This is a genomic window from Amycolatopsis endophytica (genome assembly GCF_013410405.1).
Taxonomy (GTDB): domain Bacteria; phylum Actinomycetota; class Actinomycetes; order Mycobacteriales; family Pseudonocardiaceae; genus Amycolatopsis_E; species Amycolatopsis_E endophytica.
On sequence record NZ_JACCFK010000001.1, the window covers coordinates 362537 to 380404 of the forward strand.

18 protein-coding genes are annotated in these 17868 nt (G+C 71.0%); 7 read left to right on the top strand and 11 right to left on the bottom strand.

All coding sequences use genetic code 11. From position 1 onward, the window contains the following. Positions 1–44: 44 nt before the first annotated feature. Together HNR02_RS01725 and HNR02_RS01730 are read right to left on the bottom strand one after the other, a co-directional pair. Positions 45–677 (bottom strand): DoxX family protein, encoded by a 633-nt coding sequence (locus HNR02_RS01725; RefSeq protein WP_312860869.1) that lies wholly within the window; start codon positions 675–677, stop codon positions 45–47. A gap of 128 nt (positions 678–805) precedes the next feature. Then, positions 806–1720 carry a 2-hydroxyacid dehydrogenase gene (locus HNR02_RS01730; protein WP_179771478.1) on the bottom strand — a complete coding sequence of 305 codons (915 nt, stop codon included), beginning with the start codon at positions 1718–1720 and terminating at the stop codon, positions 806–808. 53 nt (positions 1721–1773) lie between these two features. Here HNR02_RS01730 and HNR02_RS01735 point away from each other — a divergent pair, with 53 nt between their 5' ends. Beyond that, entirely contained in the window at positions 1774–2961 is a 1188-nt protein-coding gene (locus HNR02_RS01735; protein WP_179771479.1) for a PQQ-dependent sugar dehydrogenase, read from the top strand. Positions 2962–3272: 311 nt separating this feature from the next. On the opposite strand, the gene HNR02_RS01740 is transcribed toward HNR02_RS01735, so the two are convergent. The 4 genes from HNR02_RS01740 to gatC all read right to left on the bottom strand — a co-directional run bounded on the left by HNR02_RS01740 (position 3273) and on the right by gatC (position 7094). Continuing rightward, complete coding sequence (locus tag HNR02_RS01740) at positions 3273–3704, bottom strand: hypothetical protein (RefSeq protein ID WP_376772813.1); 432 nt, start codon at positions 3702–3704, stop codon at positions 3273–3275. 86 nt (positions 3705–3790) lie between these two features. Beyond that, positions 3791–5296, bottom strand: a complete 1506-nt coding sequence (gatB, locus tag HNR02_RS01745) for an Asp-tRNA(Asn)/Glu-tRNA(Gln) amidotransferase subunit GatB (protein ID WP_179771481.1) — start codon at positions 5294–5296, stop codon at positions 3791–3793. Further along, positions 5293–6798, bottom strand: a complete 1506-nt coding sequence (gene gatA / locus HNR02_RS01750) for an Asp-tRNA(Asn)/Glu-tRNA(Gln) amidotransferase subunit GatA (protein ID WP_179771482.1) — start codon at positions 6796–6798, stop codon at positions 5293–5295. Before gatA ends, gatB begins: the two co-directional genes overlap by 4 nt. Further along, positions 6795–7094: an Asp-tRNA(Asn)/Glu-tRNA(Gln) amidotransferase subunit GatC gene (gatC, locus tag HNR02_RS01755; RefSeq protein WP_179771483.1), complete on the bottom strand. Its 300-nt coding sequence runs from the start codon at positions 7092–7094 to the stop codon at positions 6795–6797. The genes gatA and gatC overlap by 4 nt, the downstream gene beginning before the upstream one ends. Before the next feature lie 215 nt (positions 7095–7309). Here gatC and HNR02_RS01760 point away from each other — a divergent pair, with 215 nt between their 5' ends. Together HNR02_RS01760 and HNR02_RS01765 are read left to right on the top strand one after the other, a co-directional pair. Then, positions 7310–7963, top strand: a complete 654-nt coding sequence (locus HNR02_RS01760; RefSeq protein WP_179771484.1) for an ACT domain-containing protein — start codon at positions 7310–7312, stop codon at positions 7961–7963. A 68-nt stretch (positions 7964–8031) separates the two neighbouring features. Continuing rightward, a complete protein-coding gene (locus tag HNR02_RS01765) occupies positions 8032–8487 on the top strand; it encodes an NAD(P)-binding domain-containing protein (RefSeq protein ID WP_312860870.1) in 456 nt (151 codons plus the stop codon). 143 nt (positions 8488–8630) lie between these two features. Here the strand turns inward: HNR02_RS01765 and HNR02_RS01770 are convergent, their stop codons facing one another. From HNR02_RS01770 to HNR02_RS01785, 4 genes are read right to left on the bottom strand one after another with little or no spacing between them, the layout of a single operon-like run. Further along, positions 8631–9122 carry a GNAT family N-acetyltransferase gene (locus HNR02_RS01770; protein WP_179771485.1) on the bottom strand — a complete coding sequence of 164 codons (492 nt, stop codon included), beginning with the start codon at positions 9120–9122 and terminating at the stop codon, positions 8631–8633. Beyond that, entirely contained in the window at positions 9115–11235 is a 2121-nt protein-coding gene (gene ligA, locus HNR02_RS01775) for an NAD-dependent DNA ligase LigA (RefSeq protein WP_179771486.1), read from the bottom strand. The genes HNR02_RS01770 and ligA overlap by 8 nt, the downstream gene beginning before the upstream one ends. An 11-nt stretch (positions 11236–11246) precedes the next feature. After that, positions 11247–11951 (bottom strand): hypothetical protein, encoded by a 705-nt coding sequence (locus HNR02_RS01780; RefSeq protein ID WP_179771487.1) that lies wholly within the window; start codon positions 11949–11951, stop codon positions 11247–11249. Between the two features lie 9 nt (positions 11952–11960). Further along, on the bottom strand, positions 11961–12983 hold the full coding sequence (locus HNR02_RS01785; protein WP_179771488.1) for a uroporphyrinogen decarboxylase/cobalamine-independent methonine synthase family protein: 1023 nt from the start codon (positions 12981–12983) through the stop codon (positions 11961–11963). Between the two features lie 180 nt (positions 12984–13163). Here HNR02_RS01785 and HNR02_RS01790 point away from each other — a divergent pair, with 180 nt between their 5' ends. The 4 genes from HNR02_RS01790 (at position 13164) to HNR02_RS01805 (ending at position 16346) form a co-directional block, all read left to right on the top strand. Then, positions 13164–13754: an LURP-one-related/scramblase family protein gene (locus HNR02_RS01790; RefSeq protein ID WP_179771489.1), complete on the top strand. Its 591-nt coding sequence runs from the start codon at positions 13164–13166 to the stop codon at positions 13752–13754. Between the two features lie 86 nt (positions 13755–13840). Further along, positions 13841–14881: an MBL fold metallo-hydrolase gene (locus HNR02_RS01795; RefSeq protein WP_179771490.1), complete on the top strand. Its 1041-nt coding sequence runs from the start codon at positions 13841–13843 to the stop codon at positions 14879–14881. Positions 14882–15174: 293 nt separating this feature from the next. Then, the gene (locus HNR02_RS01800) at positions 15175–15330 is read left to right on the top strand and encodes a hypothetical protein (protein WP_179771491.1); all 156 of its coding nucleotides are present in this window, start codon (positions 15175–15177) and stop codon (positions 15328–15330) included. Beyond that, positions 15327–16346 (top strand): fatty acid desaturase family protein, encoded by a 1020-nt coding sequence (locus HNR02_RS01805; RefSeq protein ID WP_312860871.1) that lies wholly within the window; start codon positions 15327–15329, stop codon positions 16344–16346. The genes HNR02_RS01800 and HNR02_RS01805 overlap by 4 nt, the downstream gene beginning before the upstream one ends. Here HNR02_RS01805 and HNR02_RS01810 read toward each other — a convergent pair whose 3' ends face one another. Beyond that, on the bottom strand, positions 16347–17837 hold the full coding sequence (locus HNR02_RS01810) for an acyl-CoA synthetase (protein ID WP_179771492.1): 1491 nt from the start codon (positions 17835–17837) through the stop codon (positions 16347–16349). Positions 17838–17868: the final 31 nt, after the last annotated feature.

Sequence of the window (17868 nt, forward strand, 5' to 3'; positions counted from 1 at the left end):
GATCGTCGGCAACTGGCGCGGATCGCTGTGCTGCTCGGACGAATCTAGCGCGCCAGCACGATCACCAGCACGGACGCGGCCGCGGCGACCAGCAGGAAGAACAGCCCGAACGGCACCGGCCGTCGCCGCCACGGGGTGTTCACGTCGAGGGCGATCCGGCCCGATCCGGTGAACAGCAGGGCGAACGCGACGGCCGCCAGCAGCAGTTCGAACTCGAACCCGCGCGGCTCGAAGAACCCGCCGCTCCACTGGACGTAGACGATGTTCGCGGTGACGCCGAGCAGTGCCGCCGCCCCGATCTGGGTGAACAGGCCCAGCACGATGAGCACGGCGCCGATCAGTTCGCTCAGACCGGTGATCCACGCGAGGAGCGTCGGCTGGGCCGTGTAGCCCATGCTCTCCAGCATGCGCGCCGTACCGTCCAGGCCGGGCCCGCCGAACAGGCCGAACACCTTCTGCAGCCCGTGCGCGCCCATGATCGCGCCGAGCGCGAGCCGCAGCACGAGCAGGCCGAGGTCCAGGCCCCCGTGCCAGCGGTTGGCGTCCGGCTTCGGCCGGTCCTCGACGTCGGAAAGCATGCTGGTCGACGAACCGGTGGTGTCGGTGTCCGTCGGCTGGTAGTACCCGGATTCCGTGAACAGGTTCTGGGTCTTCGACTCGTCCTGAGGGCTGGTCACCCGCGCAGGCTAGGCCATTCGTGGCGCCAGCGCGACCGCTTGGCGAAATCAGCGCTCCGACTTACTCCGCTCGATGCATCGCCGCATCGCCCCCAACGTGGCATTGGGGAACGGCGGCACCTGGCGGTCTAGTATTCCCCGTGCACCAGGTTGTTCGGCAGTTCCCCGCCGGCGTAGCGGGCGATCTCCTCGGCGACCACCGCGTACGAGCGGCGTTTGCTGCCCGACACGGTTCCGGCGACGTGCGGGGTCAGCACCAGGTTCGGCGCCGTCCACAGTGGATGCTCCTGCGGCAGTGGCTCCGGGTCGGTGACGTCCAGCGCGGCGCGCAGACGGCCACTTTCCAGCTCGGTCACCAGCGCGTCGGTGTCGACCACGGGTCCGCGCGCGGCGTTGACGAGGATCGCGCCGTCGGGCATCGCGGCGAGGAACTTCGCGTCCGCCATTCCCCGGGTGCGTGAGGTCAGTGGCACCATCAGCGCGACGACGTCGTGCGCGCCGAGCAGCTCCGGCAGCTCGTCGACGGAGTGCACGCCCTCCCGCGCGTTCACCCCGACCATCGTCACGCGCGCGTCGAAGGCGAGCAGCCTCCGCTTGAGCTGCTGCCCGAGGTCACCGGCGCCGACGACGAGCACCCGCCTGTCCTGCAGCGTGCCGGTGGCGTGCAGGTTCCAGCGCCGTGCGGCCTGGTCGGCGGCGAAGCCCGGTAGTTCCCGGTAGATCGACAGCAGGACCGCCATCACCCATTCGGCGGTGCTGCCGCCGTGCGCGCCCCGGCAGGTGGACAGCAGCACCCCGTCCGGCACCGTGCCCACCCAGTTCTCCGCTCCCGCGGACAGCAGCTGGATGAGCTTGAGGTTGGGCAGCGCGCCGAGCACCCTGTCGCGCTCCTCGGGCCGGTGCGCGCCGGGGACCAGGACCTCCGCCTCGGCGGCCTCCGGCGGCAACGGCTCGCGCCAGCGGTAGCGGACGGGGCGCACCCCGGCCAGCTCACCCAGCGCGAGCAGGCCGTCTTCGTCGGGGACCAGAACGGTGACGGGCATGATCACCACGGTACTTACCCGTCGTTCACCCGGCGCCACCTAGGCTGGGAGACGTGCGTGTCGGGAAGGGGAAGGCGCCGTGGCTGCTCGCGGCGTGCGGGCTGCTGCTGACCGGCTGCGCGCAGTTCGACGACAGGGCCGCGAACGAGACGTTCGAACCGGCGCCCGAGCTGACCGCCCCGGCGGGCCCGCAGCCCGAACTGCCCGAGGTCGACGGCGACTCCGGTGAGTCGCGGCCCAGTTCACCGCAGACGTCGGTCCCACCGCCGCAGGGCTGCACCGACTACGACCAGTCCGTGATCGCGACGTGCCTGGACACCGTCTCCGCGCTCGCCGCCCTGCCGAACACCGGTGCCGCGCCGAGCGCCCTGGCCGGCGAGCGCAAAACCGGCCGGGTCCTGCAGGTCGCGTCCGGATCGGCGCCAGCGGAGTTCATCACGCTGGACGTGCAGGCGACGGGTGACGGTGGCCTGACCGGGCTCGCGCTGTCCCCCACCTATACCGAGGACCAGCTGGTGTTCGCCTATGTCACGACGGCGACGGACAACCGCGTCGTCCGCTTCACCCGGGGCCAGCAGCCGAAGGCGGTGCTGACCGGCATCCCGAAGGGCGCGACGGGCAACCGGGGCGCCATCATGACCGACGGCGCGGGCGCCCTGCTGGTGGCGACGGGCGACGCGGGCAACCCGTCAGCAGCGGCGGACCCGGCGTCGCTGGCCGGGAAGGTACTGCGGATCGACACGGCCGGCGCGGCAGCCCAGGGCAACCCGACGCCCGGTTCGAGGGTCTACGCGAGCGGCGTGCACTCCCCCGGGGGTCTCTGCAAGGCGACGGACGGTTCGCGAACGTGGATCACCGACCGCGGCGCCACGGTGGATTCGCTGTACGCCATCACGCCGGGCGCGTCCTTGGCGGTGCCCACCTGGACGTGGCCGGACAAACCGGCGCTGACGGGCTGCGCGGACAACGGAACGGCGGTCGTGATCGCGACGTCGGTGGGCGCCAACCTGCAGGAGTTGCCGATCACCCTGGACGGCTCCGTGGGCGGCAAGCCGAAGGCGCTCATGGACGGCAAGAACGGCACCGCCTACGGCCGCTACGGAAGCCTCGACCAGATCGACGCCCAGTTCGCCCTCGTGGGAACCGTCAACAAGGACGGCGGCCAGCCCGTGTCCAGTGACGACCGCGTCGTGCTGATCTCCCTGCAAGCCACCCCCAACGGCGGCTCCGGCAAGGATTAGTCCCGCGCCCGCACACGACCGCAGAACTCGCGCGCGGGAGCGTGGGACTCGCGGGCGCGCTCGGCGAGTCCCACACTCAGCACCCCAAACCCCACAAACCGCCACCCGTTAACGCAACGCACCCCGCCCCTGAACCACACCTCTCCCGCAACGCCGGGGCGCGCCAGCGCCCACGGCCCAGGGCGTAGCGAAGCGAAGCCCGGCGCCCCCAGCCGCGCGCAGCGCAAAACCCGCGTAGCGGCCCCCCAACGCAGCACTCGCCCCCATGAACGTGGAACTCGCGCGCGGGAGCGTGGGATTCGCGCCGCGAGTCACCGTCGCCGCAAGGTGCGCACGTCCAGCACCGCAGCCACCAGCGAAGCAACGCCCGCCAAAATCCCCAGATACCGCCCGATCCCGGCGTACAACCCGACCCCACCATCGGCAAGCAGCCCGCGAGTCTCCTCATCGAACTGCCACCCGATGGCGAACCACCCCAGGACCATCAACACCACCGAAACCGCGGCGAAGATCAGCCACAGATGCGGCAGCCCGGCGATCCGGACCTTGCGAAACTGCCCGAACGCCGCCACCACAAGACCGGCAAGCAGCAGCAACAACGGCCCGCACCAGGCCAGGAACCCGGTGGTCCAGGCATCCCGGGCCACATCCGAGGCAGGCAGTTCCCGCAACGCCTCCTCGACGATCTGGTCCTGCGCGGACAAAACAGTCCACGGCAGGAACAGGGCGAGCGTGGCCACCACGCCCGCCCCGAACGCCGTCCACTCGCGCCAGCTGACCCGCGCGAGGGAGTACCCGGCGGGTGAGGAAGCCCGGGCCGCAGGCATCCTCAGGCGCCCACCCGCTCGATGATCAGCTCACGCACGCGCTTGGCGTCGGCCTGGCCCTTGGTCGCCTTCATGACCGCGCCGACGATCGCGCCCGCGGCCTGGACCTTGCCGCCGCGGATCTTGTCCGCGATGTCCGGTTGCGCGGCCAGCGCCTCGTCGACCGCCGCGAGCAGCGCCGAATCGTCCGAGACGACCTTCAGGCCGCGCTTCTCCACGACCTCGTCCGGCTCGCCCTCGCCGGCCAGCACGCCCTTGACGACCTCGCGGGCCAGCTTGTTGGTCAGCTCACCGGCCTCGACCAGGGCGGCGACCCGTGCCACCTGCGCCGGGGTGATCGGCAGTGCCGTCAGCTCGACCTCGCGCGTGTTGGCCTCCTGCGCCAGGAAGTTGACCCACCAGCTGCGGGCCTCATTCGGTTTGGCGCCCTCGGCGACCGTCGCCTCGACCAGCTGGACCGCACCGGCGTTGAACAGGTCACGCAGCTCCTCGGCCGACAGCGACCACTCGTCCTGGATCCGCTTGCGGCGCGCCGCCGGCATCTCCGGGAGCGTTCCGCGCAGCTCCTCGACCCACTCGCGCGACGGCGCGATCGGGACCAGGTCGGGTTCCGGGAAGTACCGGTAGTCCTCGGCGGTCTCCTTGGTGCGGCCGGACGACGTGGTGCCGTCGGCCTCCTGGAAGTGCCGCGTCTCCTGGGTGATCGTGCCGCCGGCGACGAGCACCGCGGCCTGCCGCGTCATCTCGTACCGCACGGCGCGCTCGACGCTGCGGAAGGAGTTGACGTTCTTGGTCTCGGTGCGGGTGCCGAACTCGGTGGCGTCCTTCGCCATCAGCGACACGTTCGCGTCGCAGCGCAGCGAGCCCTGGTCCATCCGCACATCCGACACGTCCAGCGCCCGCAGCAGATCACGCAGCGCTGTCACGTAGGCCCGCGCCACCTCCGGCGCCCGCGACCCCATGCCCACGATCGGCTTGGTGACGATCTCGATCAGCGGCACCCCGGCGCGGTTGTAGTCGAGCAGCGAGTGCTCCGCGCCGTGAATCCGGCCGGTGGCGCCGCCGACGTGCAGCGACTTGCCGGTGTCCTCCTCCATGTGCGCGCGCTCGATGTCCACGCGCACGATCTCGCCGTCGTCGAGGGTCACGTCCAGGTAGCCGTTGAACGCGATCGGCTCGTCGTACTGCGAGGTCTGGAAGTTCTTCGGCATGTCCGGGTAGAAGTAGTTCTTCCGGGCGAACCGGCACCACTGCGCGATCTCGCAGTTGAGCGCCAGGCCGATGCGGATCGCTCCCTCGACTCCCTTGCCGTTGAGCACCGGCAGCGCGCCCGGCATGCCGAGGCAGGTCGGGCAGACCTTCGTGTTCGGCTCGCCGCCGAACTCGTTGGCACATCCGCAGAACATCTTCGTGTTCGTGTTCAGCTCGACGTGGACCTCGAGCCCGAGCACCGGGTCGAACCGCTCGACGACCTCGGCATAGTCCATCACTTCGGCAACGGCGGTCACGCCGAAACTCCCTTCAGCTCCGGAACCCGGTCGAGGACCGGGCCGCGCGCGACCTCGTAGGCGGCACCGACCCGGTAGAGCCGGTCGTCGGCCAGCGCCGGGGCCATGATCTGCAGTCCGACCGGCAGGCCGTCCTCGTCGGACAGTCCACTCGGGACGCTCATCGCGGCGTTGCCCGCCAGGTTCGACGGGATCGTGCACAGGTCCGCGAGGTACATGGCCATCGGGTCGTCGACCCGCTCACCGATCTTGAACGCGGTGGTCGGGGTGGTCGGCGAGACCAGCACGTCGACCTTCTCGAATGCCGCTTCGAAATCGCGCGTGATCAGCGTCCGCACCTTCTGCGCCGAGCCGTAGTAGGCGTCGTAGTAGCCCGAGGACAGCGCGTACGTGCCGAGCATGATGCGGCGCTTGACCTCGGGGCCGAAGCCCGCCTCGCGGGTGAGCGACATGACCTCTTCGGCGCTGTGCGACCCGTCGTCGGACACCCGCAGGCCGTAGCGCATCGCGTCGAACCGGGCGAGGTTCGACGACGCCTCGCTGGGCGCGATCAGGTAGTACGCGGGCAGCGCGTAGACGAAGTTCGGGCAGGACACCTCGACGACCTCGGCACCCAGCGCACGCAACTGGCCGACCGCCGCCTCGAACGAGCGCTGCACACCGGCCTGGTAGCCGTCGCCGCTGAACTCACGGACGACACCGACCTTGATGCCCTTGAGGTCGCCGTTGAGGCCCTCGCGGGCGGCGGCGAGCACCGGCGGCACGGGCGCGTCGATGGAGGTCGAATCGAGCGGGTCGTACCCGGCGATGACCTCGTGCAGCAGCGCCGCGTCCAGAACCGTGCGGGCACACGGCCCGGCCTGGTCGAGCGAGGAGGAGAACGCCACCAGCCCGTACCGGGACACGCCGCCGTAGGTCGGCTTCACGCCGACGGTGCCGGTGACCGCGCCCGGCTGACGGATCGAGCCACCGGTGTCGGTGCCGATCGCCAGCGGCGCCTCGAAAGCGGCCAGCGACGCCGACGACCCGCCGCCGGAACCACCCGGGATCCGGGTGTGGTCCCACGGGTTGCGGGTCGGGCCGAACGCCGAGTTCTCGGTGGAGGAACCCATCGCGAACTCGTCCATGTTGGTTTTGCCCAGGATCGGCACGCCCGCCTCGCGCAGCTTGCGCGTGACCGTCGCGTCGTAGGGGGGGACCCAGTTCTCCAGCGTCTTCGAACCGCAGGTGGTGACCAGGTCCCTGGTCGCCATCACGTCCTTGAGCGCGAGCGGCACCCCGGCGATCGGCGAGGCGGGCGCCTGGCCCGCGGCCAGCGCGGAGTCGACCTGGCGGGCCGCCGCGAGTGCATCCTCGCCGTTGAGGGTGAGGAAGGCGTGGACCTCACGGTCGACCTCGCCGATGCGGTCCAGGTGGGCCCGCGTGACCTCCTCCGAGGACACCTCGCGGGCGTGGATCTTGTCCGCCAGCTCGGCCGCGGACAGGCGTGTTAGGTCGGTCACTGTTCCTCCCCCAGGATCCGCGGCACCCGGAAGCGGCCTTCTTCGGCGGCGGGCGCACCGGCCAGGGCCTGCTGCTGGGTCAGCCCGGGCCGGACCACGTCCTCGCGGAAGACGTTCGTGAGCGGCACGGCGTGCGAGGTCGGCGGCACGTCGGCGTCGGCGACCTGACTGACCTTGGCGACCGCGTCCAGGATCTGGTCGAGCTGACCTGCGAAAACGTTCAGCTCCTCGTCGGTGACGGCGAGCCTGGCGAGCTTGGCCAGGTGCGCGACCTCGTCGCGGGAAATGTTGGGCACGCGGGTGACTCCCGGGGTGTGCGGATCGGTGTTTCGGTAAGTCACAAGTCTATGGCGATGGGCCTTGCGGGCTCGACCGGGTTATGCACGGGTTGTGCGCGGAACGGTCTCAGTAGGCAGACGATGGCTCCCCGTGACGGCCTTCGTCTGTCACAATCAGCGGCCGGTTGCGCTCCCCGGCAAGGCGGGAGCGCCGGACCCGAGAGGGGTTCACGTTGTCCTTCCTGATCCGGGTGCAGCTCCCGGACTCGCCAGGAACCCTCGGAGCGGTCGCGACGGCTCTCGGCATGATCGGGGCGGACATCCTCTCGGTGGACGTGGTGGAGCGCGGCGGCGGCGTCGCGATCGACGACATGGTGGTGGAGCTGCCCTCGGGGCGGCTGCCGGACGCCGTGATCACCGCGGCGGAAAGCGTGGAAGGCGTCGAGGTCGACGCGGTGCGCCCGTACGCCGGCGTCCTGGACACCCACCGCGAACTGGAACTGGTCGAGGAGATCGCCGCGCAACCGGCCTCCGGGCTGTCGGTGCTGGTCGAGGGCGTGCCGCGGATCATCCGCGCGGGCTGGGCGATCGTGGTGTCGGTCAGCGAACCGGGCGTCGACCGGCTCGCCTCCTCCAGCGCCGCACCGGAGGCGCCGATCACCGATCTGCCGTGGCTGCCGCTGGAGCGCGCCACGATCCTGGACGCCGAGGACTCGTGGGTCCCGGAGACCTGGCAGGAGCTGGGCACCGAGCTGGCCGCGACGCCGCTGGGCAAGCCGGACCGGGCGCTGCTCGTCGGCCGTCCCGGCGGTCCGATGTTCCGGGCCGCCGAGGTCGCGCGCCTCGCGCACCTGGCCGGGATCGTCGCCGTCGTCCTCGACGGCTGACCTGCGGCGAACGGCGTAGTCCGTCATGGGCACGCCGATGGCGCTCAACCTGGTGCGCGGAGGCGGACGTGGTGATCCTGATGCTCGCCGACGGTGCGGCTGTCGATGCTGTCCTGGACCGGGGTGGCCCCGGGTTTTCGGCGGCGGTGACCGGGCGTGTCGTCGTGCACATGGGCACGACTTCGCCCGAGTACTCCCGGTTGCTGGCCGCGGATGTCGTGGCCGCCGGTGGGCGGTACGTCGAGGCGCCGGTGTCCGGCTCGCGCAAACCCGCTTCGTCGACCGGCGTGGATCTGGGGCGGCTCGTGGAGGTTCTGGATGCCGGGCCGATGGCGAGTGAGGTGTCACGGGTGAAGGTGTCGAAGCTCGTTTCGCGGGATTTCGCCGTGCAGGCCGGGATCGCGGACGTGTCGAAGAACAACCGGCTGATCGCGGAAGCGGCTCGGGCGGGCGGGGTGGCCTCGCCGTTGCTGATGTCTGTCACCGGTTGTACGGGGAGGCCGTGGAGATGGGCGCGGGTGTAGAGGACATGGCGGGCTCCTCCCGGACCCGGTCTTTCGGTGTTTTGGGCTGGGGATCGGGTGCGGGGGGAAGTGAGGCCGGTAGGGGTGCGTTGCCGGGTGCCAGTGGTGGCACAGCGGACAAAAGGGCGGGCGCGTGGCTGTGGTCAGAGCTGGAGGCGGAAGGCGCGGAGCCACAGATCCGGCACGGGTTGCCAGTCCCGCGCTGGGGCACGGGTGAAGCCGAGGCGGGTGTAGAGGCGGTGGGCCGCCTTCATCGCGTCCAGACTGGACAATACGACCGCCTGGGCGCCGGCCTCCGTGGCCCGGTCGAGGACGGCGCGCGTCAGGAGTTCGCCGACGCCCCGGCCTCTGGCGGTGGGGGTGGTGGCCAGCATGCGGAACTCCAGCTCGCCCTCGACCGAAATCTCCGCGTACCGCGTGCCGGGGCGGACGATGGTCACCGAGCCCAGGACCGCGGCGCCGTCGGTGGCGACGAGGAGTTCGGCGTGTTCGGCGCGGTGGGCGGCGTCGGTCAGCTCGTGGACATAAGTGTCGTCGGGAGTGATCAGGCCGTCCGCCACGTAGGCGGCAGCGGTCATGGCGCCGATCGCCTCGAACTCTTCGGGGCGTGCCGGTCTGACGGACACCTCACTCACCGGAGGGCTCCTCCGGCGGCAGGGCGACCTCGGCGGCGGCCTCCGGACCGCTGTCCAGCAGGACCTGGAAACCGGCCTCGTCCAGGACCGGGACCTTCAACTGCACCGCCTTGTCGTACTTGGAACCCGGGGCGTCGCCCACCACGACGAAGGCGGTCTTCTTCGACACCGACCCGGACGCCTTGCCGCCGCGCGACATGATCGCCTCCTTGGCCTCGTCACGCGAGTACGTGGTCAGCGAACCGGTGACGACGATGGACAGGCCCTCCAGGGTGCGCGGCACCGACTCGTCGCGCTCCTCCTCCATCCGGACCCCCGCCCGGCGCCACTTCTCCACCACCTCGCGGTGCCAGTCGACCGCGAACCACTCGCGTACGGCGTCGCCGATCGTCGGGCCGACACCGTCCACTTCGGCCATGACCTCCTCGTCGGCGTGCTCGATCCGCTCCAGCGAGCCGAACTCGCGGGCCAGCGCACGCGCCGCGGTCGGGCCGACGTGCCGGATCGACAGGCCGACCAGCACCCGCCACAGTGGACGGTCCTTCGCGCTGTCCAGGTTGGCCAGCAGCTTGCGCCCGTTGGCCGACAGCTCCCCCGCCTTCGTGCGGAACAGCTCGACCTGCCCCAGCTTCTCCTCGTCCAGGTCGAACACATCGCCCTCGTCGACGACCACGCCGGAATCCAGCAGCGCCGTGGCCGCCTCGTAGCCCAGCATCTCGATGTCGAACGCGCCGCGCCCGGCCAGGTGGAACAACCGCTCCCGCAACTGCGCGGGACACGACCGCGAGTTCGGGCAGCGGATGTCGACGTCGCCCTCCTTCTGGTGGGCCAGTTTCGTGCCGCACTCCGGGCAGAACGTGGGCATGATGAACTCGCGCTCGTCGCCGGTGCGCACGTCGACGACCGGCCCGAGCACCTCCGGGATCACGTCACCGGCCTTGCGGATCATCACGCGATCACCGATCAGCACGCCCTTGCGCTTGACCTCCTGCGCGTTGTGCAGCGTCGCCATCGCCACCGTCGATCCGGCCACCTTGACCGGCTCCATCACCGCGAACGGCGTGACCCGCCCGGTGCGCCCGACATTGACCTGGATGTCGAGCAGCCGGGTGGTCGCCTCCTCCGGCGCGTACTTGTAGGCGATCGCCCACCGCGGCGCGCGGGACGTGGTGCCCAGCCGCCGCTGCAGCGACACCTGGTCGACCTTCACCACGATGCCGTCGATCTCGTGCTCGGCGTCGTGCCTGTGCTCGCCCCAGTACCGGATGTGGTCGAGCAGCTCGGCGGCCTTGCCGACGACCTTCGTATGGCTGGACACCGGCAGCCCCCACGCCGCCAGCGCCTCGTACGCCTCGGACTGCCGCGCCGGTTCGAACCCCTCGCGCTTGCCCAGACCGTGGCAGATCAGCCGGAGCTTGCGGCTGCGCGTGACCTTGGGGTCCTTCTGCCGCAACGAACCGGCGGCCGTGTTGCGCGGGTTGGCGAACGGGGGCTTGCCCGCCTCGACCAGCCGGGCGTTGAGCTCCGCGAAGTCCTCCACCCGGAAGAACACCTCGCCCCGCACCTCGACGACGTCGGGCACCGGGTACTCCTCGGTGCCCGTCAACGTCTCCGGCACCTGGTCGAGGGTGCGGACGTTGAGCGTGACGTCCTCACCAGTGCGGCCGTCGCCCCGCGTCAGCGCCCGCGTGAGGCGTCCCTTTTCGTAGAGCAGGTTGATGGCGAGCCCGTCGATCTTGAGCTCGCACAGGTACCGCGTGGACCCGCCGACCTCCTTCTCCACCCGGTCGACCCACGTCTGCAGCTCCGCCTCGTCGAAGACGTTGTCGAGGCTGAGCATGCGCTCCAGATGGTCGACCGCGACGAAGTCGGTGGAGAAGGTGCCGCCGACGTTCTGGGTGGGCGAGTCCGGGGTGGCCAGCCCCGGGTACTCCGACTCCAGCCGCTCCAGTTCCCCGAGCAGCTCGTCGAACTCGCCGTCGGTGATGACCGGCGAGTCGAGCACGTAGTAGCGGAACTGGTGGCCGCGCACCTCTTCGGCGAGCGCGCCGTGGCGCTCGCGGACCTCGGCGGGCACCTCGGTGACGTCCTGTGCGGCGGGAGTCTCACTCACAGTCCGTCAGCTTAGTCAGCACCACCGACACTTTCCGGACGTCGGCCGTCCAGACCGCGGACCAGGTCACGGAGTTCCAGCAGCGTGATCGCGCCCGCCGGTTCGGTCTCCGCCGTCTCCACCCTGCGTAACCGTTCCGCCGCAAGGCGTTCCCCGAGCGTGGCGTCCAGCGGCAGGAAGGTCATCGCGGCCCGCGACGCGTCGTCGAGTTCACTCAGCAGCGGGTGGTGGACCGCGACGTCGACCACCCCTTCGGCCGAATCGACCTGCGCCGCGACGCGGACGTCGGCCAGCGCGATCGACCGCGTCCCCAGGTTCACCGTCACCCCGGCCGGATCGGGCACCGGCGGCACCGAATCGTGGTACTCCCAGATCGCGTCCTCGGGCGGTGCGGCGGCCCGCCACGCGTCGGTGAACGGCCGCAGCGCGGGGTCCTCCTGCCCGCTGATCACGAGCGCGTAAACGGCCCGCTGCCCTCGTTCGAGTGAGACCTGCAGGTTCGGGTGCAGCTCGGCGACGGCGTCGGCCAGACCGACCTCGACCCGCTGCGGCTCGGCGTCACCGAGCGCGGCGCTGATCTCCGGCAGCATCTCCGACCAGCGGCGCCAGAACCGCACGGCGGCCGCTTCCGGATCGTCCGGCACCGTCTGCTCGGGCCACGCGGTGCGCGGGTCCGGCAGCTCCTCGTCCGTGCGCCGTCGCTTGAACCATCGCATCAGGCGTTCCTACCAACCTTCCGGCGGCTCCACGAACGCTTTGCCCAGATCCGTGGTGAGCTTGAGGGCGCGGCGTACCCAGTCCGCGGTCGCACCGGCGAACCCGCACGTCGGCGTCGGCACCGCCCGGGCGGCCAGCGTCGAGCGGTTGAAGCCGAGCCGGTCGGCCAGGTCCAGCGCGGGCCGGGCCAGCTCACGCAGCGACGGACGGCGCGCGGGTTCGAGCGCAGGCACCAGCCCGAGGAAGAGCACGGTCCCGCTGTCCCACGCCTCGCCCAGCTCGTCCAGCAGGGACGACGGCGCGCCGGCAAGCAGCGTGGCGTCGATCGCGAGCGCGCCCGCACCGGCCTGGCGCAGGAGACCGACCGGTGGCCGCGCGGCGCAGCAGTGCACGACGACGGGCTGCCCGGTCAGCGCACCGGCCCGCTCGACCACCCGGTTCAGCAGCTCCCGCGCCTCCGGCTCGGGCACCGCGGGCACCGTGCCGTAACCCGATGGTGTGCTCAGCGCACCGGCCAGCACGTCCGGCAGCGCCGGCTCGTCGAACTGAACGACGACCTCGGCGCCGGTGCGCGCCTTGAGCTCGGCGACGTGCGCCGCCAGCCCTTCCAGCGCCGATTCGGCGAATTCCCGCACCGCTCCGCGGTCGGTGAGCACACGGTGGCCCCGCGGCAGTTCGATGCCCGCGGCGAGCGTCCACGGCCCGGCGATCTGCGTCTTGATCACCGGCGCGCCGGCGGCCCCGGTGACCGCGTCGAGATCCCAGCGCAGCAGGTCCACCGCGCGCCGGTGGTCACGGCCCGGCCGCGCGGCGACGCGGTACCCGCTCGGCACGACCTCGATCGCCAGGTCGACGAGCATCGCGGCGGTGCGCCCGATCAGGTCCGCCCCGACGCCACGCGCGGGCAGCTCCGGCAGGTGCGGGAAATCGGGCAGTTCACCGAGGACGACGGCGGCCGCCTCGGCGGGGTCGGTGCCGGGCATCGACCCGATCGCGGTGGCGGCACCGGAAGGCCAGACGAGTTCGCTCACGCCCCGATTCTCCAAGGTGCGCGCTCCGCCCGCGTCCCGGCCCCGCCGCGCGACCGGGAATGGCACCGGACGGATTGACGAAAAGGCACCGGTATTGGCGAACCGGGTTAACCCGGACATTTCCGTGCAATTCACCGGTCGTCTCCCGTTCTTGATTTCCGCTGGCTAACCTTGGCGTGCATGACGAGCAGTTCGCGGCAGGCGGGCGGTGGCACCCTGTTCACCGAACCCTTCCTGGTGGTCAGCCGTCGTGCGCGGCTGTCCGGGATGGCGAACGAGTTCGCGGTGCTCGACCAGCACGGGAAGCCGCTGGGCGCCGTCGTGGAAGCCGACCGCAGCGCGCTTCGCAAAACCCTGCGGACGCTGACGAATTCCGACCGGTTCCGGCCGCACTGTTTCGAGGTGCGCGACTCCGGCGGAAGTGTCGTGCTGAAAGTGCGGGCGCACGACTCGCGATTCCTGGTGACCCGGGCGGACGGCACGCCGATCGGCGCGATCGCCGCCGACGGGCGTACCCGGTTCACCTTTTCCGCGCGGGGCCGGACGGTCGGAACGCTGCAGGACCGGGGCGGCGGGGGCTACGGCCTGACCGGCGCGAGCGGGACCGAGGTCGCGCGGGCGACGAAGACACTCCACGGCGCGCTGCGCGAGACGTTCACCGGCGGCGACCACTACGTCGTCGAAGTGTTCGCGCAGCTCACCGATCCGCTCGCGAGCCTGGTGATCGCCGCCGCGCTGACGCTGGGCACCGCGCTCCGCCCCACCTGGTGACGGGGGTCTCAACCGCGTCAGGTAGACATTCCACCCGGGAAGTTCCAAAGTGAAATATCCAGGGTGTGAAAGGACGATGAGGTCTCGTGGAAGCACTTCCCGAAGGCAGCGCCGAGTGGACCGAGCCCGGCCTGTACAGCGTCGCGCCGGGCGTGCACCGGATCCCGTTGCCGTTGCCCAACGACGGCTTGAAGGCGGTCAACGTCTACGCCCTGACCGAAGGCGACGAGCTGGTCCTCATCGACTCCGGCTGGGCGCTGGCCGAGGCGCGCGAGCAGCTGGCCGATGCGCTCAAGGGCCTCGGTGCCGAACTCGGCGACGTCAGCCAGTTCCTGGTCACCCACGTCCACCGCGACCACTACACGCAGGCGGTCGCACTGCGGCGCGAGTTCGGCGGGCGGATCGCGCTGGGCTCGCTGGAGGAACAGTCGCTGCGCATGTCGGCGGACCCGGGCAGCGCTCCGATGGCCGGGCAGATCCGGTTGCTGCGGATGTGCGGCGCGGATCCGGTGGCCGACGAGCTGGTGCGGGTGTTCGGGATCCACGGCGGCAACAGCGAGGCGGCGATCTGGGAACTTCCCGACGAGTGGCTGACGCCGGGACGCCGCAGTGTCCTGCCCGGCCGTGCGCTCGACGTGGTGCACACGCCGGGGCACACCGCCGGTCACGTGGTGTTCGACGACGGCGCCGCCGGCCTGATGTTCACCGGCGACCACGTGCTGCCGCACATCACGCCGTCGATCGGGTTCCAGCCCGCGGTGGCCGAGATGCCGCTGCGGGACTTCCTCGACTCGCTGCGCCTGGTGCGCGGCATGCCGGACCGCCGGATGCTGCCCGCCCACGGCCCGGTGACCGACAGCGTGCACGCCCGCGTCGACGCGCTGCTGGACCACCACGCCGGTCGGCTCGACGTCATCGCGGCGACCATTGCGGACGGTGCGGCCACGGCGTACGAGTCGGCACTGCGGATGGGCTGGACGCGGCGGCAGCGCAAGCTCGGCGAGATGGACGTGTTCAACCAGATGCTCGCCGTTCTGGAAACCGCCGCACACCTCGACCTGCTGGTGCACCAGGGCAAACTGGCACTGCTCGTCGAGAACGGGGCCCGCCGCTACTCGGTCGCCTGACGCTCGTCCAGGTGGGAAGGGGACCGGGGGACGCCGCCCATGGGCACGACCGTCCTGCCCACTCCGCGCGCGCGACCTCGACGTCATCCGCCGCGAACCACGGCGCCGTCGGGCCGAGTCGCGTAGGGTGGAGGCAGCGGGCCAGATCCGACCGCCGTTGAGACCGGTTGCGAGGAGCACCGGAGCGGCCACTTGCTGCGATGATCACGCGCACTTCCCCGCTGACCACGACCTTTCCGGCCGGCTGCCCAGTACATTCCCGGCGCCGCCGGTCCCTTTCCAGGAGTTTTGTGATGCCCCACACCCCTTGCCCGCCGCGTGCGGGCACCGTTCTGTTCAGCCACCTCCCCGATTCGCCACCGGCCACCACGGCCACCCCGACCCCGGCGACCCGCGACGTCCACTTCTCCGCACCCGCCGACACACCGTCGAAGGGTGCGCGCCGGTGACCGCGGCGGGTGTCCGGACCCAGCCGGGAAGTGACTACGCCGCCCTGTCCAGGGAAATCCGCGCCGCCGGGCTGCTGCGCCGCCGGTACGGGTACTACGCCGTCCGGATCACCGCCAACCTCGCCGCGTTCGCCGGCGCCTGGGTGGCGTTCGCGTTCCTCGGCGACACCTGGTGGCAGCTGTTCGTCGCCGCGCTGCTCGCCGTGGTGTCGGCGCAGCTGGCGTTCCTCGGCCACGACGCCGGGCACAAGCAGATCTTCCGGACCCGACGTCCCAACGACACCATCGGCACCGTGCACGGCGGCCTGATCGGCATGAGCTACCAGTCGTGGATCTCCGGGCACAACAAGCACCACGCCAACCCCAACCACGAGGAACACGATCCCGACCTCGACATCCCGGCGCTCGCGTTCACCCGCGGCCAGGCGAGCCTGAAAAGGGGATTCCTGCGCTGGATGGCGAAACACCAGGCCGCGTTGTTCTTCCCGCTGCTCATGCTCGAGGGACTGAACCTCCACGTGTCCGGCATCCGGGCGGTCTGGCGGGGCGAGACCAAGGCCCGTCGCCTGGAGGGCGCGCTGCTGGCCGCCCACACGCTCGGCTACCTCGCGGCCGTGTTCCTCGTGCTGTCGCCCGGCATCGCCGTCGTGTTCGTCGTGGTGCACCAGGCGCTGTGGGGGGTGTACATGGGATGCTCGTTCGCGCCGAACCACAAGGGCATGCCCACGCTGACCGGCGAATCGCCCGACTTCCTGCGCAAGCAGGTGCTGACCTCACGCAACATCCGGGGCGGCTGGTTCACCGACTTCCTCCTCGGCGGGCTGAACTACCAGATCGAGCACCACCTGTTCCCCAACATGCCCCGCCCGCACCTGCGGCACGCGCAGCCCATCGTCCAGCGGTTCTGCGCCGCGCACGGCATCTCCTACAGCCAGACCGGCCTGTTCCGGTCCTATCGCGAGGTGCTCCGGCACCTGCACGAGATGGGCGCGCCGTTGCGGGCGGCCGCGGCCTGACTAGGAGAACCGGTCGCGCAGCTCGCGTTTGAGGATCTTGCCCGACGCGTTCCGGGGCAGGTCGTCCACGAAGCGGATCGCCTTCGGGACCTTGAACGCGGACAGCCGTTCCCGCGCGTGGGCGATCAGCGCGTCCGGTTCGACGTCCTCCTTGGACACCACCACGGCGGTGATCGCCTCGATCCACTTCTCGTCCGGGACGCCGATGACGGCCGCCTCGGCGACCGCGGGGTGCGTGTAGAGCGCGTCTTCGACCTCGCGGGAGGCGACCAGGACGCCGCCGGTGTTGATGACGTCCTTGATGCGGTCCACGACGTAGATGTAGCCCTCCTCGTCGATCCGCACGAGGTCGCCGGAGTGGAACCATCCTCCCTCGAACGCCTCGGCGCTGTCCTGCGGCTTGTCCCAGTACCCCTCGCACAGCTGCGGGCTCCGGTACACGCATTCGCCGGACTCGCCGGGCGCCACGTCATTGCCCTCGGCGTCGACCACGCGCAGCTCCACGAACAGCACCGGCCGCCCCGCCGAGTCCGGACGTGTGGCGTGATCCTCGGGGCGCAGGATGGCCGCCAGCGGACCGATCTCCGACTGCCCGAAGCAGTTGTAGAAACCCAGCTCCGGCATGGCTTCGCGGAGCCGGTCGAGCACCGGGCCGGGCATGATCGACGCGCCGTAGTACGCCTTGCGCAGCGCGCTCAGGTCGCGCCTGCCGAAGTCGGGGTGGTTGGCCAGCGCGACCCACAGCGTGGGCGCGGCGAAGAAGGCGCCGTGCCGGTCCTCGGCCAGACGGCGCAGGACGTCCGCCGGATCCGGTGTTTCGAGGAGCGTGTTCGTCGCGCCGACGGCGAGCCACGGCATGAGGAACACGTGCATCTGCGCCGAGTGGTACAGCGGCATCACGTGCAGCGGATCGTCGTCCGCGGTGAGGTCGAGGCCGGTGATGCACGACAGGTACTCGTGCACCAGCGCCCGGTGCGTCATCATCGCGCCCTTGGGGCGGGACGTGGTGCCGGAGGTGTAGAGCAGCTGGGCGAGGTCGCCGTCCTCGACCACGACGTCCAGTGCGGGCACCTCCCCGGACAGCGACACCAGCGAGCCCTCGGCGTCCCGCAGCGGCACCACGCGTTCCAGCCGCGGAAGGTTGCCCGCCAGCGCGGGATCGGCGAGCGCGACGCGGCTGCCGGACTGTTCGACCAGATAGGCCAGCTCGCCGCCGGTGAGGTTGTAGTTGACCGGCACGTGCACGAGCCCGGCGCGGGCACACGCGAGGAAGCCGATGAGGTAGGCGTCGGAGTTCTTGCCGTAGGCCGCGACCCGGTCACCCTTGGCGAGCCCGAGACCGAGCAGGTGCGCGGCGGCGCGGGTGACGGCGGCGTCGAGTTCGGCGTAGGTCCAGGTGCGGTCGGCGAAACGCAGAGCCACCCGGGAGTGCCACCGTGCGGCGCTGCGCCGGAGGATGTCCGCGACGGTGCTGGATCGGAGCGTGGTCAAGGGAACTCCTCCTGGGGCGCCGGTGCCATAC

Excerpts from the sequence above, each read along its gene's own strand:
- HNR02_RS01730 (WP_179771478.1), bottom strand. The coding sequence starts at position 1,720 with ATGCCCGTCACCGTTCTGGTCCCCGACGAAGACGGCCTGCTCGCGCTG.
- HNR02_RS01780 (WP_179771487.1), bottom strand. The coding sequence starts at position 11,951 with ATGCGATGGTTCAAGCGACGGCGCACGGACGAGGAGCTGCCGGACCCG.
- HNR02_RS01790 (WP_179771489.1), top strand. The coding sequence starts at position 13,164 with ATGACGAGCAGTTCGCGGCAGGCGGGCGGTGGCACCCTGTTCACCGAA.
- HNR02_RS01800 (WP_179771491.1), top strand. The coding sequence starts at position 15,175 with ATGCCCCACACCCCTTGCCCGCCGCGTGCGGGCACCGTTCTGTTCAGC.